This is a genomic window from Herbidospora solisilvae, from assembly GCF_009901565.1.
GTDB classification, from domain to species: domain Bacteria; phylum Actinomycetota; class Actinomycetes; order Streptosporangiales; family Streptosporangiaceae; genus Herbidospora; species Herbidospora solisilvae.
In genome coordinates this window covers 410313-425482 of record NZ_WXEW01000004.1, presented here as the reverse complement: position 1 = coordinate 425482, position 15170 = coordinate 410313, and the positions used below count along the sequence as shown (strand labels likewise).

Annotated in this window: 13 protein-coding genes; 5 read left to right on the top strand and 8 right to left on the bottom strand. The window is 72.0% G+C overall.

Translation table 11 applies throughout. From position 1 onward, the window contains the following. Window positions 1-23: 23 nt before the first annotated feature. Together GT755_RS15330 and GT755_RS40585 are read right to left on the bottom strand one after the other, a co-directional pair. Window positions 24-2126 (bottom strand): MMPL family transporter, encoded by a 2103-nt coding sequence (locus tag GT755_RS15330; protein ID WP_161480383.1) that lies wholly within the window; start codon window positions 2124-2126, stop codon window positions 24-26. An 86-nt stretch (window positions 2127-2212) separates the two neighbouring features. Further along, window positions 2213-5593 carry a BTAD domain-containing putative transcriptional regulator gene (locus GT755_RS40585; protein ID WP_161480382.1) on the bottom strand — a complete coding sequence of 1127 codons (3381 nt, stop codon included), beginning with the start codon at window positions 5591-5593 and terminating at the stop codon, window positions 2213-2215. A gap of 93 nt (window positions 5594-5686) precedes the next feature. Between GT755_RS40585 and GT755_RS15320 the strand changes: the two genes are divergently transcribed. Together GT755_RS15320 and GT755_RS15315 are read left to right on the top strand one after the other, a co-directional pair. Beyond that, window positions 5687-6346, top strand: a complete 660-nt coding sequence (locus tag GT755_RS15320) for a hemerythrin domain-containing protein (RefSeq protein WP_161480381.1) — start codon at window positions 5687-5689, stop codon at window positions 6344-6346. Window positions 6347-6384: 38 nt separating this feature from the next. Then, entirely contained in the window at window positions 6385-7041 is a 657-nt protein-coding gene (locus GT755_RS15315) for a hemerythrin domain-containing protein (protein ID WP_161480380.1), read from the top strand. 24 nt (window positions 7042-7065) lie between these two features. On the opposite strand, the gene GT755_RS40575 is transcribed toward GT755_RS15315, so the two are convergent. Together GT755_RS40575 and GT755_RS40570 are read right to left on the bottom strand one after the other, a co-directional pair. Continuing rightward, the gene (locus GT755_RS40575) at window positions 7066-7782 is read right to left on the bottom strand and encodes a DUF5941 domain-containing protein (protein ID WP_161480379.1); all 717 of its coding nucleotides are present in this window, start codon (window positions 7780-7782) and stop codon (window positions 7066-7068) included. Continuing rightward, window positions 7779-9314 (bottom strand): CDP-alcohol phosphatidyltransferase family protein, encoded by a 1536-nt coding sequence (locus tag GT755_RS40570; RefSeq protein WP_202610045.1) that lies wholly within the window; start codon window positions 9312-9314, stop codon window positions 7779-7781. Before GT755_RS40570 ends, GT755_RS40575 begins: the two co-directional genes overlap by 4 nt. A gap of 168 nt (window positions 9315-9482) precedes the next feature. Here GT755_RS40570 and recO point away from each other — a divergent pair, with 168 nt between their 5' ends. From recO to GT755_RS15290, 3 genes are read left to right on the top strand one after another with little or no spacing between them, the layout of a single operon-like run. Next, window positions 9483-10232: a DNA repair protein RecO gene (recO, locus tag GT755_RS15300; protein ID WP_161480377.1), complete on the top strand. Its 750-nt coding sequence runs from the start codon at window positions 9483-9485 to the stop codon at window positions 10230-10232. A gap of 10 nt (window positions 10233-10242) precedes the next feature. Next, entirely contained in the window at window positions 10243-11820 is a 1578-nt protein-coding gene (locus tag GT755_RS15295) for a hypothetical protein (protein WP_161480376.1), read from the top strand. A 42-nt stretch (window positions 11821-11862) separates the two neighbouring features. Further along, window positions 11863-12633, top strand: coding sequence for an isoprenyl transferase (locus GT755_RS15290; protein WP_161480375.1), 771 nt, complete (start codon window positions 11863-11865; stop codon window positions 12631-12633). Here the strand turns inward: GT755_RS15290 and GT755_RS15285 are convergent. From GT755_RS15285 to GT755_RS15270, 4 genes are read right to left on the bottom strand one after another with little or no spacing between them, the layout of a single operon-like run. Further along, a complete protein-coding gene (locus tag GT755_RS15285) occupies window positions 12630-13154 on the bottom strand; it encodes a CGNR zinc finger domain-containing protein (protein ID WP_161480374.1) in 525 nt (174 codons plus the stop codon). The two genes, GT755_RS15290 and GT755_RS15285, sit on opposite strands and share 4 nt — an antisense overlap. 30 nt (window positions 13155-13184) lie before the next feature. Next, window positions 13185-13562 carry a Fur family transcriptional regulator gene (locus GT755_RS15280; RefSeq protein WP_161480373.1) on the bottom strand — a complete coding sequence of 126 codons (378 nt, stop codon included), beginning with the start codon at window positions 13560-13562 and terminating at the stop codon, window positions 13185-13187. Further along, entirely contained in the window at window positions 13559-14389 is an 831-nt protein-coding gene (locus GT755_RS15275; protein ID WP_161480372.1) for a metal ABC transporter permease, read from the bottom strand. Before GT755_RS15275 ends, GT755_RS15280 begins: the two co-directional genes overlap by 4 nt. Beyond that, window positions 14386-15168, bottom strand: a complete 783-nt coding sequence (locus GT755_RS15270) for a metal ABC transporter ATP-binding protein (RefSeq protein WP_161480371.1) — start codon at window positions 15166-15168, stop codon at window positions 14386-14388. Before GT755_RS15270 ends, GT755_RS15275 begins: the two co-directional genes overlap by 4 nt. Between the last annotated feature and the right edge of the window lie 2 nt (window positions 15169-15170).

The following is a 15170-nucleotide window of genomic DNA, read 5'->3' as shown; positions in this document are numbered from 1 at the left end:
GCCACCTGCACGTGCATATGCAGTTATTTTTTGATTAGTACTGATTCGTTAGACCGGCTGACAATCGGGGCCGCGTCGTGGTGGCGCACCTCCGGCAGCAGCCGGTCGAGCCAGCGCGGCAACCACCAGTTGGCCCGTCCGAGCAGCGCCATCGTGGCCGGAACCAGCACCAGCCGCACGAGCGTCGCGTCGATCAGCACGGCCGCCGCCATGCCCACCCCGGTCGTCTTGACGGTCACGTCGGGATCGAGCGCGAAGCCGACGAACACCGCCACCATGATCGCGGCGGCGCTGGAGATCACCCGGCCGGTCGAGGCCAGGCCCCGGATCACGCTGCCCCTGGCGTCGCCGGTGGCGAGGTAGTCCTCCCGGATCCGGGACAGCAGGAACACCTCGTAGTCCATCGACAGGCCGAACAGCACGGTGAACATCAGGATCGGCACCCAGCTCGACACCGCGCCGCCGTGCGGCAGCCCGACCAGGGCCGCCCCGGCGTCGGTCTGGAACACCGCCGTGATCACCCCGTACGCCGCCGCGACCGACAACAGGTTCATCACTGCGGCCTTGAGGGCGACGACCGGCGCCCGGAACAACACGGTCAGCAGCAGCAGCGACAGCGCCACCACGAACGCGACCACCACCCAGAGCCGTTCGGCCAGGCGGTCGGAGATGTCCCCGAACACCGCCACCACCCCGGTGACCATCACCCCGTCGGGGAGGGTCGCCCGCAGGTGCCGGACGAGCTCGGTGGTGCGCTCGTCCTGCGGGCCGGTCTCCGGTTCGACGGCGATCACGGCCGCCCGGCCCTGCGTGACCGGCGGGGCCACCGCCTTGACGCCGGGCACGCCGGGCAGCCGGGCGGCGACCTCCGCGGCCAGCGAGGCGTCCATGGCCAGCACGACCGGGCCGTTGGCGCCGGGGCCGAACTCGGCCGCGACGAGGTCGTAGGCGACGCGGGTGGTCGCGCTCTCGGGCTGCGTTCCGGCGTCCTGCGGCCAGGTGCGCATGCCCAGCGTCGGCGCGGCCAGCGCCAGCAGCACCACGACCGCGACCAGCGCCGACCGGACCGGGCGCTCGCCCACCCACGCGGCCCACCGGGCCGTGCGCGGCGCCCGGACGACGGGCCGCACCAGGCCCAGCCGCTCCCGGCGCGGCAGCACCCGGCGGCCCGCCAGGCCGAGCATCGCCGGCACCAGCGTGACCGAGGCGACCATGACGGCCCCGACGGTGGCGAAGGTGGCGTACGCGAACGACGCGTAGACCGGCAGCGTGGACAGGTTCAGCCCGAACAGGGAGACCAGCACGGTCAGGCCGGCCATCAGCACCGAGGTCCCGGCGGTCGCGGTGGCATGGGCCGCCGCCCCGACGGGCGGCAGCCCGGCCCGCAGCGCCTCGACGTGCCGGCTGACCAGGAACAGGGCGTAGTCGATGCCGACCCCGAGCCCGACCATCGTGGCGATCGTCGGGGCGATGGTGGAGATCTCGGTCAGCGCGGCCAGCAGGGTGACCAGCGCGGTGCCGACGCCCAGCCCCATCAGCGCGACGAGGATCGGCAGCCCGGCCGCGACCAGCGAGCCGAGCCCGGCGATCAGGATCACCAGGGCGGCCACGATCCCGACCACCTCGGCGGTGCCGCTCGGCGCGGAGACGTTCTCCGGCACCTCGCCGCCGAACGCGACCGTGAACCCGGCCTCCTCGGCGGGGGCGGCGGCGCCGGTGAGGGCGTCCACGGCCTCGGAGCCCGCGAAGTCGGTGACCGGCACCGAGTAGCCGACCTCGATCAGAGCGGTGTCGCCGTCGGGCGACAGGCGCGGCGGGGCGACGCGTGAGACGTGGGGCATCGCGGCGAGCCGGTCGGCCAGCGTGGCCAGCAGGTCCGGCGGCACCGCGCCGTCGCCGTGGACGACGACCCGCGAACCGGCGCCGGCCATGGCGGGGAAGTGCTCCTCCAGGAACGCACTGCCCTCCTGGGAGGGGATGCCGGGCACGTCGTAGTCGTCGTGGGTGGTGCCGCCCGCGGCCATCGACAGGCCGGTCGCGGCGACGAGCGCGACCAGCCAGACGGCGAGCGTGCGCCACGGATGTGCGGCGGCCGCGCCACCAAGGCGGCCGAGCAAGCGTGACATCGGGGGTGTCCTCTCGTGATCGGTACACCCCCACGGTGGACCCGGCCGCTTGGCCGCCTCTTGGGGTGGGCTTGGAGACCGGAAGGTCACACCTGCGGGAGCCCGGCCAGCGCCTTCTCCGCGTCGGCCGCCCACAGCGGCGCGCCCCGGTGCCGGGCCACCTCGGCCGCGTGCCGGTAGTGACCGGCCGCCTCGCCGAGGTCGCCCAGGCGCGCCGCCAGGTCGCCCAGCAGATGGGCGACCGGCCGCAGCGAGACCGACAACGAGGCCGCGCCCGGCATGCCGTCCCGCAGCGGCAGCAGTTGCTCGCGGATCTCCCTGACCTCTTCCAGCGAGCCGACCTGGGTCGCCGCCATGGCGCGCAGGCCCAGGTAGAGGGAGTAGTAGAAGTCCTTGCGGATCGGGGCGAGCCGGGTCCGGATCTCGGCGGCCTCCTTCAGGCGGCCCTCGCGGCAGAGCGCCACCGCGAGCAGGTCGTTGACGATCGCGCCGTGTTCCTGCTGGAGGGCCCAGGCGATGTCCGCGTACTCGCCGTGCCGGTCCTGGGTCAGCCGGATCGAGAAGACCGCCAGCGCGTGGGCGCCCTCGGCGTTGATCGAGCCCTTGCGGTGCAGCAGGCCGAAGGCGGCGGCATAGGCCGCCAGGGCGCCGTCGAGGTCGCCGGCCACGTGGCGGAGTGTCGCGTAGGCGACGTTGGTGACCTCGCGCGCCTCGATCATCTGGTACGCCGCCGCGAGGTCGGCGGCCGCCTTCAGATGCCGGTGCATGCCGGGCAGCTCACCGAGCATCCAGCACGCCCGGGCGGCGACGAACTCGCCGTACCAGCGGTAGGCCAGCAGGTGGTCGTGGCGCGTGGCCAGCTCGACCAGCCGCACGGCCAGGTCGAGGACCCGCCGCGGCTCCAGTTCGAACGGGGTCTCCTTGAGCCGGACGATGAGGGCCAGCGCGGTCATCGCCGGGTCGTCGAGCGTGGCGGCCAGCTCCTCCAGCTCGGCGGCGGCCGCGGCGCTGCGCGGGTCGCCCTCGTTCTCCAGCTCGGAGACGACCATCTCCAGCAGCCGGCACCGCACGACCGGGTCGAGGTCGTCGCGCTTCAGCAGGCGGGTGATCAGGCCGACGGTGCGCTCGTCGACGTAGGAGTAGGGGCGGATGAGCCACGGGGTGGCCTCGGTCCAGCACGAGAACGCGGCGATCAGCAGGTCGTCGCGGCCCGCCGCCTGGGCGATCTCCACCGCCTTCTGGCGGGTCACCCGGGCGTGCGCCACCGCGCCGTCCTGCACCTGGGCGCGGACCAGCGCGGCCAGCAGCTCGACCTTGGCGGCGTCGCGGTCGGCCATCGCCTGGGCGGGCAGCCGCTCGAACGCATCGAGGGCCTGTTCGTAGAGTTCGGTGGCGGTGTCGTAGGCGTAGCGGCGGGTGGCTAGTTCGGCGGCCTTGACCGAGTGGGCGACGGCGCGTTCGGCGGTCGCCGAGGTGCCCGCGCGGGCGTAGTGGTGGGCCAATGCCGTGTGGTCGTCGGGGTGCAGGGCGGCCAGGGCGTCGGCGACGCGGGCGTGCATGCGGGTGAGGCGCACCTGCGAGAGGTCGTGGTAGAGGGTGTCGCGGACCAGCGCGTGGGTGAACCGCACCCGGCCCGGCGACGGCTCGGTGAGCAGGCCGGTCAGCACGCCCGCCTCCAGGGCGTCGAGCACGCCGTCCTCGTCGGCGTCGGCGGCGCCGACCAGGACCTCGACCTCGGCCTCCCGGCCGACGGCGGCGGCGAGCCGGAGCACGGTGACGGCGGGCGCGGGCAGCCGGGCCAGCCGCCGCCGCAGGACGTCGCGCACCCCTTCGGGAACGCTCCGGGCCACCCCCGCCAGGCTGCCCTCCGAGGCCAGGAGGCGGGCGCTCTCCCGTACGTAGAAGGGGTTCCCGCCGGTGCGCTCGGCGATCCAGGCGACGGTCCCGGCCTCGACCTCGCGTCCGCAGACCGAGGTCACCAGCCGCTCGACGTCGCCCTCGGACAGGCCGTCGAGGTGGAGCCGCGTGGGGGAGCGGGCGGCCAGCGCGGCCAGCGCGTCCTCCTGGGCGTCGGTCACGTCGGAGGGCCGGTAGGCGGCCACCAGCAGCACCCGCGCGGCGGTCAGCTCCTGGGCCACGGCGACCAGCAGGCCGAGCGTCTCGGCGTCGGCCCGGTGGAGGTCGTCGAGGAGGATCGCCAGCGCCTGCCCTTTCCGGGCACCCGTGCTCTGTGTCATGGCGCGCAACCAGGCGCAGGCGGCGCGGTGCATGCGGAACCGGCCGGCGGCGCCGTCGTCGGAGGGCGGGCGCGCGTCGCCGAGCAGCGGGGCCAGCGCCTCGGCGTGCTCGCCGAGGGGGGTGGTCCGGGTCAGCGGGGACAGCGCCTCGATCCACGCCCAGGCGGGCGGCGCGCCCTCGGTCTCGGGGCAGCGCCCGGTCGCGACCAGCCAGACCGCGGGGTCGAGGTCGTCGGCGATGCGCGCCATCAGGGTCGACTTCCCGGCCCCCGGCTCGCCGCTGATCAGCACCACGCCCGCCTCTCCGGCGGCGGCGCGGGCGGCGGCGTCGGCGATCTCGGCCAGTTCGAGGTCGCGGCCGACGAACAGCGGGCCCGTGGGATCGGTCCAGTTTTCGGCCGCGCGCGGCGCGGCGATCGTGACCTGCGCGGTCTCGGCCGGTCCGGGCGCGTGGGTGGCGGCGTGGAGCAGGTCGAGCCGCTGCGCGAGCACGGCGTCTTCGAGGTCGGTCAGCGCCGGGCCGGGGTCGAGCCCGAGTTCGTCGGCGAGGGTGGTGCGGGCCCGGCGCAGCGCCGCGAGCGCGTCGGCCTGGCGTCCGCTGCCCCACAGGGCCAGGGCCAGCAGCCGCCAGCCCTCCTCGCGGAGCGGTTCGCGCCGCGTCAGCATCTCGGCCGCCGGTACGGCGTCCGCCGGCGGCGCCGACCGCAGGGTGGTCTCGACCAGCAGTTCCTGGGCGACCAGGCGCACCTCGGTCAGCCGGGCGGCCTCGGCGACGGCCCAGTCCTCGTCGGCGAACTCGGCGAACGCCCGGCCCTGCCAGATGCCGAGGGCGTCGCTCAGCAGCGTGCGCGCGGCGGCGGGGTCGCGGGCGCTCAGGGCGCGGGCCTCGGCGGCGGAACGTTCGAACCGCCAGGCGTCCACGGCGTCGGCGTCGAGCCGGACGGCGTATCCGGGGGCGGCGCTCACCAGCACCGAGGCGGGGGCACGCGGCGGCCGGCCGGGTTCGAGCAGGCGGCGCAGGTTGGCCACGTAGGACTGGAGCGACGCGATGGCCTTGGCCGGGGGTTCCCCGCGCCACAGGTCCTCGATCATGCGGTCGACGGAGACGACGTCTCCGCGTGAGGCGACCAGGAGGGCGAGCACGGCGCGCTGGCGTGGCCCGCCGAGGGGCACCGAACGCCCGTCGACGTCCGCTTGGAGGGGACCAAGCACCCGTACACGAACGGTCACGCGGCCAGGTTATACCCCCAGAACATCCCAAGAGACCTTCAAGCCGCATGGCGGACATTCGATGCCTGACCTCGACAGAAAGGGAAGAAGATCATGTCTGCCGATCGGCCCGACACCCACGACATGCTCGTGGTCCACCGGGTGTTCCGCCGCGAGTCCCGCATGCTCGCCGAGCTCGTGCCCACCGTCGCCGCCGGCGACGTCGTGCGCGCCGGGATCCTGGCCGCCCACCACCGCGACTACGCCCTGGGCCTGCACCACCACCACACCGGCGAGGACGAGCTCATCTGGCCCAAACTGCTGGCCCGGGTCGACCTGGAGGCCGACCTGGTGATCCGCATGGAGCACCAGCACGAACGCGTCCAGGCCGGCCTCGACCGCATCGGCGCGGCCCTGCCCGAATGGGAACGCACCGCCGACCCCGCCCTGCGCGACCACCTCGCCGCCCTGTACGCCGACCACCGGGCCGCCCTGCTCGAACACCTCGACGACGAGGAGAAACACGTCCTGAGCCTGATCGAGGAGCACCTCACGGTCGCCGAGTACGCCGCCGCCGGGGCCCGGTTCGCCACCGAGACCCCCAACGACAAGCTGCTGCTGTTCCTCGGCGCCCTGCTGGAGGAGGCCACCCCGGCCGAACGCGCCCACCTGCTCGGCACCCTGCCCTTGGCCGCCCGGCTGGCCTGGTTCCTGGTGGGCCGCCGCCGCTACGCGCGCCAGGTGGCGCTGGTACGCGGCCCTTCAAGAGGCTGACCAATCAGCTCCAAGTGCCCCGCCCCACCCTGGAGCGCATGACGAACGAACGCCCCTACGTCCAAGAGATGGTCATGATCCACCGGGTCTTCCGGCGCGAGTCGAAGATGATGCCCGAGCTGTTCCGCCGGGTCAGGCCCGGTGACGTCGCCCGCGCCGCCCTCATGGCGGAGCACTACCGGGGCTACGCCGAGGGCCTGCACACCCACCACACCGGCGAGGACGACCTCCTGTGGCCGAAACTGCTCGCCCGGGTCACCCTGGAGGCCGACCTGGTCAACCGGATGGAGCACCAGCACGAGTACATCGCCGACACCATCCGCCGCATCGGCGACCTGTTGCCCGAGTTCGAGCGCACCGCCGACCCGGTCACCCGCGACCGCCTCGCCGACCTGCTCACCGACCACCACGAGGCCCTCGACGAGCACCTGCGCGAGGAGGAGACGCACATCCTGCCGCTGGTCACCGAGCACATCACGGTGGCCGAGTGGAAGGAGATGGGCGAACGCGGCGTCAAGGAGGCGTCGGCGGGTTCGCTGAAGCAGCAGCTGATCGTGCTGGGCGCGATCCTGGAGGACGCCACCCCTGAGGAACGCGCCCACTTCATGGGCAACCTGCCCGCCCCCGCCAAGCTCGTGTGGAACCTGGCGGGGAGGCGCTTCTACGCCAAGCGCAAGGCGCTGGTGCGCGGCTGAGCCGGGCCCGTCCGCCTGCGAGGGCTAGTTCGCCTCGGCGTCGCCCGTGGCGGCCTCGACCGCGTCCTCGGGGCTGGCCTCGAGGTCCTGCTCGGCGTTGGCCACCGCCAGCGCCGACTGCTTGTCGAGCCGCACCCAGCTGTTGACGCTCTCGACCGAGAACAGCACCACCAGGTAGAGGGTCAGCGCGCCCGCCACCCAGGTCAGCGTGCCGGTCGCGGCGCCCACGCCGAGCACGAGCAGCCGCACCTCCCAGCCGAGACCGGCCTGGAAGATCCACGCCGGGGGCCAGATGCTCTGGCGGGTCCGGTAGACGGTGTCGTAGGTGTGGTAGCCCACGATGTAGAGCAGCACGAACAGCAGCCACTTCGGGGTGCCGGAGGCCAGCCCGATCAGGATGATCGTCAGGAACTCGGCCGCCCGGAGCAGCGGCGGGGTCAGCCAGTCGAACCGCCCCAGGTGGTTGTGCGAGGCCGTCGGCAGCACCAGAACGGTCAGCACCACCGCGGGCACCAGCAGCATCGGCCCCTCGGTCAGCGACCCGGTCACCGCCAGCGCGACGATCGCCAGCAGCGCCGCCAGCGTCATCGGCACCGGCGGCAGCCCGCGGCCCAGCCGGGGCTTCAGCAGCGTGACCAGCGGGCCGTCGTCGCGGTAGGCCACCAGGCGCGCGGTCTGCACCCGCTGCCGCTCCAGGTGGGGGTCGAGGACCTCGGGCTCGGGCTGGGGGTGCGTGATCATGCCATCGACCTCAGGAGACGTCCGGTCAGGGTGTACGTGGCCGCGATGCCGCCCCAGGTGATCAGCACCAGGAACGTGACCCTGGGGTCGAAGAACGCGGTGACGACGGCGATGGCGGCGAACCGCTCGCCGATGGGGAAGACGATCATCTTGCGGGCCCAGTGGACGGTCCGGAACTTCCCGGCCTTCGTCCACAACCGCAGCAGGTTCTTGACCGCGCCGCCGCTGGTGGCCTTGCGCACCTCGAGGGCGTCGCGCAGCGGCCGGTCGTCGGCCACGGCCAGGTCGAGCGTCGGCAGCGGGTTCGGCGGCTTGCGGCGGTTGGCCGCGCCGAAGGAGAAGTCGAGCAGGTGCTTGACCGACTGGAGCGCCAGCGCGATCAGGGCCAGCGTCCAGATCTCCTCGCCGTCGCCGAACTGCCCGGAGACCGTGGCCCCGACGGCGAGGCCGACGAAGACGGCGTACTCCTTGAACCGGTCGAACGTCGCGTCGAGCCAGGCCCCGAGGACGCCGAACTTGCGGGCGTACCGGGCGACCTGCCCGTCGACGCAGTCGAAGACGAACGCGAAGTAGATCAGCACGCCGCCGGCGACGTAACCGGGCCGCCCGCCGGTCGCGAACGCGCCCGCGGCCAGCAGCCCCAGCGCGATCGAGATCAGCGTGACCTGGTTGGGGGTCAGCCCCCGCCGCGCCGCCCAGCGCGCGATGAACCGCGAGTACGTGCTGACGAAGTAGGTCGTGAAGAACCCGTCGGCGCCCTTCACGGCGTTGTCGAGCCGGGCCCGGTCCTCGTCGAAGGTCAGGAACTCCCGCACGGCCTCGTCCGCGTTCCCGGCATTGACCTGCCGGTAGAACAGGTCACGGCGGCCCCGGATCCCGACGGACACGCCGCGGCGGACCAGCCCGAGCACCAGCAGTTCGGTCACGCCGTCTTCCGGCCCGGTGAGCGAGGCGAACTCGGCCACGTCGCCGGCCGCCTCGGCCAGGTTGGCGACCTGGCTGGCCTTGAGGTGCAGCGGCCCGAGCAGCGCCGCGTTGGGCCGGGTCACCTGGTGGTAGGCGCTGCCCTGCGAGATCACCCGCGTCTTGCTGATGCGGGCCCGCTGGGGACGCCCTTCCAGGATGTTCATCCCGATCTCGGGCACCGCCTCCTCGATGGGCGGCGGCTCGGGGGCGTCGGGGTCCCGCTCCTCGCGGACGACCAGGGCGACGGCGCCCCGCTTGGACTTCACGAGCTGGTAGATCAGCTCGTCGTGGATCAGCGAATCGGCCGGGAGGACCAGCAGGTCCTCGTCCAGCCCCGCGGCCACCTCGGCGATCGCCCGCAGGTCCCCGGCCCGGTCGGCGCTTTCCACCGTCCGGGCGCCCGGGTAAAATGCGGCTTGACCTGGCCGAACGATCATGACCGGCTCGGGGTCGTAAGCCGCGGCCTGGTCGATCAGCCGCTGGAAGGCCATGGGGGAGCCCGGCAGGCCGGTGAGCGGCAGCGGGGGCGCTCCGTTTTCGGAGCCCAGCAGCACCACGCGGGTCATGGCACCCTTTCTCTGGTTCATGCGGCGGGCGGAGGAAACCCACGCAGAGGCCAAAGCTTAGTGACCTTTCGGTTAACCCGTCGCACCACAGGTTTACCGGACGTATAGGCAGCGCCACGAGGTTACTTACCTAAATTTCACCAAACGTGACCCGAGTAGGCTGACGCCGTGAGTCTCTACCGTGACGAGGGCGTCGTCCTGCGCACCCACAAACTGGGCGAGGCCGACCGCATCATCACGATCCTGACCAGACGCACCGGCAAGGTCAGAGCGGTCGCCAAGGGCGTCCGCAAGACCAAGTCCCGCTTCGGCGCCCGCCTCGAACCCTTCACCCACGTCGACGTCCAGTTCCACACCGGCCGCTCCCTCGACATGGTCACCCAGTGCGAGACCATCCGCCCCTACGGCGAACCCCTGGTCTCCGACTACCCCCGCTACACGGCCGGCACGGCCATGCTGGAGACCGCCGACCGCCTGACCCTGGGCGAGAAGGAACCCGCCCTCCGCCAGTTCCTCCTGCTGGTCGGCGGCTTGCGAACCCTGGTCGACGGCTCCCACGAACCCCGCCTGGTCCTCGACGCCTTCTTCCTCCGCTCCCTGGCAGTGGCGGGCTACGCCCCCGCCCTGTCGGAGTGCGCCCGCTGCGGCGCGGAGGCGGTCAGGGCGTTCGCGATCGTGGCCGGCGGCGTGGTGTGCGCCAACTGCCGCCCGTCGGGCGCGGCGGTCCCGGCGGCCGAGACGATCGCGCTGATGATCGCCCTGCTGCGCGGCGACTGGGAGGCGGCCGACGCCTCGGAGGCCCGGAACCGGGTGGAGTGCAGCGGGCTGGTGGCGGCTTATCTGCAGTGGCACCTGGAACATGGAATCCGTTCACTGAAGCACGTTGAACGCGGCGTCGCGCCGTCTGAATTCCGTTAGATTGCGGGCGGTGGAGCTACTCCCCGCCGATCTGAACACCGCCGAGCAGAAGATCGTCACCGCGTTTCCCATGGGAACGCCCGTCGATATCAGTCGACTGCCCGACCGCCGGGTGCGCGCCGAAGTCATCGCTGCTGTCCTTTTTGGCGCGTGCGACCTTCCACGCGGAGCCCGTCCCGCGTTACGGGTCATCGGAGCACGGATCGCCGAAGAACTCCAGCTCGAAGCCGGCACGCTCACCGCGCCTGTCGCGATGACCGGATGTGATTTCGAGGCAGGCGTCAATCTGGCTGATTCCAGTGCGGTGACGATCCGCTTGGCCGACTGCAGACTTTCCTACCTTCACGGTCCGAATCTGCAGACTCAGGGCGATTTGGAGCTCACCGACGGCACCACCGTGATGGGTGAAGTGGATCTTCTCGGAGCTCGGATCGGAGGAACCATGAGACTGTCCGGTGCCCACTTGCACCCTGCGGAGGGGGTGGCCGTAACGCTGAGCCGGGCCAGGATCGAGGGTGGCCTTTTCCTCCGTGACGCATCGGTATGCGGCCAGCTCTGCATGATCAGTACTTACATCGGCGGACTATTGACCGCGCGCGGAACGACGTTCCGCGTCACGGATATGTCAGCTGTCAACGCGGTGCGCGCGCACATAGGCGAGACGGTTTTCATCGATGGTTCATTCCGATCGACCGGCCGTATCTATCTCCTCAACTCGATAGTCGACGGGGGGATCGTCGCCAAAAACGCACGAATATCTGTTGCCGACGGTCAATCCATCAACTTCGATCGGGCCAAGATCGAACGCGGGGTGAACATCTCTGGGGCCAGTCTGAGCGGAGATGTATCTGGGATGGGATCACGGGTCGGCAGCAACGTCGACCTCGACAAGACGTCATTCGCCGAGGGGGCCTCGGTGGATCTGTCGTTCGCCGAGGCGAGTGGGGTGAAAACCAGATTCACGCTAGGTCCGGACGTCATGAACCTCGAAGGGGCGAAGTTCGGCGTCATCGAAGACGACCGCGATTCCTGGCCGCCCACCCTCCACCTGGAAGGGTGCACCTACGGCTCGCTTAAAGACGGCGGCAAGACCAAGGTCCGCGACCGGCTCGCCTGGCTCGCCCGAGATCCGGGCGGCTATTCCCCTCAGCCCTACGAGCAGCTCGCCACCATCTACCGGGCCCGCGGCGACGAGGCCGCCGCCCGCCGGGTCGCGCTCGAACGTCACCGCCGCCGTCGGAGGACTCTGACGGCCGGTGGCAGGGCCATGAGCTGGTTCTCCGAGGTGACCGTGGGATTCGGCTACCGGACGTGGCTCGCGGGAATCTGGCTGGGCGCCCTGCTGGCGACGGGTGCCACGATCTTCTCCGTCTGGCCGCCCGCAGCCGTCGACCCGAAGACGCCGCGCCACTTCGAGCCGGTCGTCTACACCCTCGATCTGCTCCTCCCGGTCGCCGACCTGAAACAGGAGCCCTACTGGCAGCCCGTCGACGGCACCCGCTGGTTCGCGTGGGCACTCATCCTGTTCGGCTGGGGTCTCGGCACCGCCGTGATCGCCGGCCTCATGCGCCTGTTCAACCGCAACTGAGGCGGAACGAGGACCGTCCTGGACCGAATACGCTCAGGGACCATGGTTCGTCCCCCGTCGCCCCACCCCTCCGGGGCCACCCCGCCCGCCCTGCCCGCGGATCTGGTCCCCCGTCACGTCGCGATCGTCATGGACGGCAACGGCCGCTGGGCCAAGCAGCGCGGTCTGCCGCGCACCAAGGGTCACGAGATGGGGGAGGCGTCGCTGTTCGACGTCATCGAGGGCGCCATCGAGATGGGCATCCCCTACCTGTCGGCCTACGCCTTCTCCACGGAGAACTGGAAGCGGTCGCCCGACGAGGTCCGGTTCCTGATGGGGTTCAACCGTGACGTCATCCGCCGCCGCCGCGACGAGCTGAACGCGATGGGGGTGCGCGTCCGCTGGTCGGGGCGTCCGGGGCGGTTGTGGAAGTCGGTCATCCAGGAGCTCACCGAGGCCGAGGCGATGACCAGGACCAACTCGACCCTGACGCTGCAGTTCTGCGTCAACTACGGCGGCCGGGCCGAGATCGTCGACGCGGCGCTCAAGCTGGCGGCCGACGTCCAGGCCGGGCGGGTGAAGCCGGGCAAGGTCAACGAGAAGACCTTCGCGCGCTACCTCCACCAGCCCGAGATCCCCGACGTCGACCTGTTCATCCGGTCGTCGGGGGAGCAGCGGACCAGCAACTTCCTGCTCTGGCAGTCGGCGTACGCGGAGATGGTCTTCCTGAACCGCCTGTGGCCCGACTTCGACCGGCGGGACCTGTGGCAGGCGTGCGAGATCTACGCCAGCCGTGACCGCCGCTACGGCGGGGCGGTGCCGAACCCGGTCTAGGCGCGTCTGCGGGCGCGGTAGGCGGCGACGTGCATGCGGTTGCCGCAGGTGCGCGAGTCGCAGTAGACCCGTGAGCGGTTCCGTGACTCGTCGACGAAGACGTTCGCGCAGTCGGGGGCCGAGCAGGTGCGCAGGCGCTCCCCCTCGCCCTCGACCAGCACGTGGGCCAGCGCCACGCCGCAGTCGGCGGCCAGGTGTTCGGCCAGCGACGCGCCGGGCGCGAAGTAGTGGACGTGGAGAGCGAAGCCGTCGTGCCTGGTCAGGCTCGGTGTGATGCGGGTGCGGCCCAGCAGGGTGTTCAGCAGGGTGACCGCCGTGTCCTCGTCGGGGGCGGTGAAGACCTGGTGGAAGGCGGCGGAGAGGGCCTGGACCTCGGCCAGGTCGGTGGCGTTGACGAACTCCACGCCGCTCACCTGGCGCCGGAGCACCAGGGCGCCGAGCTCGTCGAGGTCGCCGGGCGGGGAGTTGACCAGATCGACCACAGTGGCCAGAGAGTGCACCATGTCGTGACTGAACGGCATCGCAGCTCCTGTGTCGTGTGTCCAGGAACTCTAACCCTTCGCGCACGCTCCGCAGGTGCCGAACACCTCGACGGTGTGGGTGATGGTGGTGAAGCCGTGTTCGGCGCCGACCCGCTCGGCCCACACCTCCACGTCGGGCCCGTCGACCTCGACCGTGCGGCCGCAGCCGCGGCAGACCAGGTGATGGTGGTGGGCGGCGGTGGCGCAGGCGCGGTAGACGGCCTCGCCGTCGTCGGTGCGCAGGACGTCGACCCGGCCGTCGTCGTTGAGCGCCTGGAGGGCGCGGTAGATGGTGGTCAGGCCGATCTTCGAGCCGTCGGCGCGCATCTCGGTGAAGATGTCCTGCGCGCTGCGGAACGCGGCGCTCTGGCGAAGGATCTCGTGCACCGCGTCGCGGCTTCTGCTCATGCTGTCGACTCCCCTGTACGGCTCCGCCTCACGAATCTACCGATCCCGAGCGCGACCGCGAACCCGGCGAGGGCGAGCAGCACGATCGTCGCCCCCGAAGGGACGTCGAGGTAGAACGACGACGTCAGACCGCCCACGGTGGCGAGCACACCGAAGACCATCGACAACGCCATGGTGGTCCGGAAGCTCCGGGTGAGCTGCTGTGAGGTGGCCACCGGCACAACCATAAGCGCGCTGACGAGCAGCAGGCCGACGGCCCGCATGGCGACGACCACGGTGACCGACGCGATCACGGCGATGAGCAGGCCGAGGAACCTGACCGGCAGGCCGCTGGCCCGGGCCACCTCCTCGTCCTGGCAGAGCACGAAGAGCTCCCGGCCGAAGACCGCCAGCAACGCCAGGACGGCCACCGCGAGGCCCGCGATGACCCACAGGTCGGTCGAGTCGACGCTGGTGATCGCGCCGAACAGGTAGGAGTTCAGGGACGCGGTGCTCTCGCCCGGCGTCAGATAGATGATCATCACGCCGCCGGCCAGGCCGCCGTAGAACAGCAGGGCCAGCGCGACGTCGCCGCTGGTCTTGCCGCGCGCCCGGACCATCTCGATCGCCACGGCCCCCAGCGCGGCCACCACGACGGCGGTCGCCACCGGGGCGGTGCCGGTGAGGAAACCGAGCGCCACCCCCGTCAGCGCGACGTGGCCGATGCCGTCGCCGAGCAGGGCCAGCCGCCGCTGCACGATGAACGTGCCGACGGCGGGGGCGGTCAGCCCGACCATGACGGCGGCGACGAGGGCGTACCGCATGAAGTCGAGGTGGAAGATGGTCATGCCTTCTCCTGCGCCAGGACCCAGCTCGGCACGGGGCTCTCCGCCGGGGCCGGCTCGTGGGGGTGGACGTGGTCGTGGCCGGGCAGCGCGTGGGTTCCGACGGCCGTCGGCGGGGCGCCGTCGTGGACCTTGCACCCCTGGTTGAGCACGACCGCCCTGCTGATCAGGGGTTCGAGCGGGCCCAGCTCGTGGGCCACCAGGACCACCGTCCGGCCGCGTTCGACCAGGCCGCGCAGGGTGTCGGCGAGCATGCGCTGGCTGCCGGCGTCGACGCCGGCGGTCGGCTCGTCGAGGACGAACGCGTCGGGCTCGCCGGCCAGCGCGCGGGCGATCAGCACCCGCTGCTGCTGGCCGCCCGAGAGCGACGACACGGGGTCGCCCGCGCGGCCGGAGAGGCCGACCTCCTCGAGGGCCGCCGCGACCGCCTGGCGGTCGGCCGAGCTGGTGAAGCGGCCGCGCCGCTGCCGGGCGATCCGGCCCGAGGCGACGACCTCGCGGACCGTCGCCGGGACGCCGCCGCCGACCGACAGCCGCTGGGGCACGTAGCCGATCCGCCACCACTCCCGGAAGCGGGCGGGCGGGCGGCCGTAGAGGAGGGTGGCGCCGCCGGAGAGCGGCTGGACCCCGAGCAGGGCGCGGACCAGGGTCGACTTGCCGGAGCCGTTGGCGCCGAGCACGGCCACGACCTCGCCCTCGTCGACGGTCAGGTCGATGCCGCGCAGGATCTTCCTGCCGTCGATCGCCACCTGACCGGCGGTCATGTCGAAAGCCGTGCTCATGG

Coding starts and splice junctions, on each gene's coding strand:
- GT755_RS15290 (WP_161480375.1), top strand. CDS start 11,863: ATGGTTCGTCCCCCGTCGCCCCACCCCTCCGGGGCCACCCCGCCCGCC.
- GT755_RS15320 (WP_161480381.1), top strand. CDS start 5,687: ATGTCTGCCGATCGGCCCGACACCCACGACATGCTCGTGGTCCACCGG.
- GT755_RS15270 (WP_161480371.1), bottom strand. CDS start 15,168: ATGAGCACGGCTTTCGACATGACCGCCGGTCAGGTGGCGATCGACGGC.
- GT755_RS15315 (WP_161480380.1), top strand. CDS start 6,385: ATGACGAACGAACGCCCCTACGTCCAAGAGATGGTCATGATCCACCGG.
- GT755_RS15275 (WP_161480372.1), bottom strand. CDS start 14,389: ATGACCATCTTCCACCTCGACTTCATGCGGTACGCCCTCGTCGCCGCC.
- GT755_RS15330 (WP_161480383.1), bottom strand. CDS start 2,126: ATGTCACGCTTGCTCGGCCGCCTTGGTGGCGCGGCCGCCGCACATCCG.
- GT755_RS40575 (WP_161480379.1), bottom strand. CDS start 7,782: ATGATCACGCACCCCCAGCCCGAGCCCGAGGTCCTCGACCCCCACCTG.
- GT755_RS40570 (WP_202610045.1), bottom strand. CDS start 9,314: ATGACCCGCGTGGTGCTGCTGGGCTCCGAAAACGGAGCGCCCCCGCTG.
- GT755_RS15285 (WP_161480374.1), bottom strand. CDS start 13,154: ATGCCGTTCAGTCACGACATGGTGCACTCTCTGGCCACTGTGGTCGAT.
- GT755_RS15280 (WP_161480373.1), bottom strand. CDS start 13,562: ATGAGCAGAAGCCGCGACGCGGTGCACGAGATCCTTCGCCAGAGCGCC.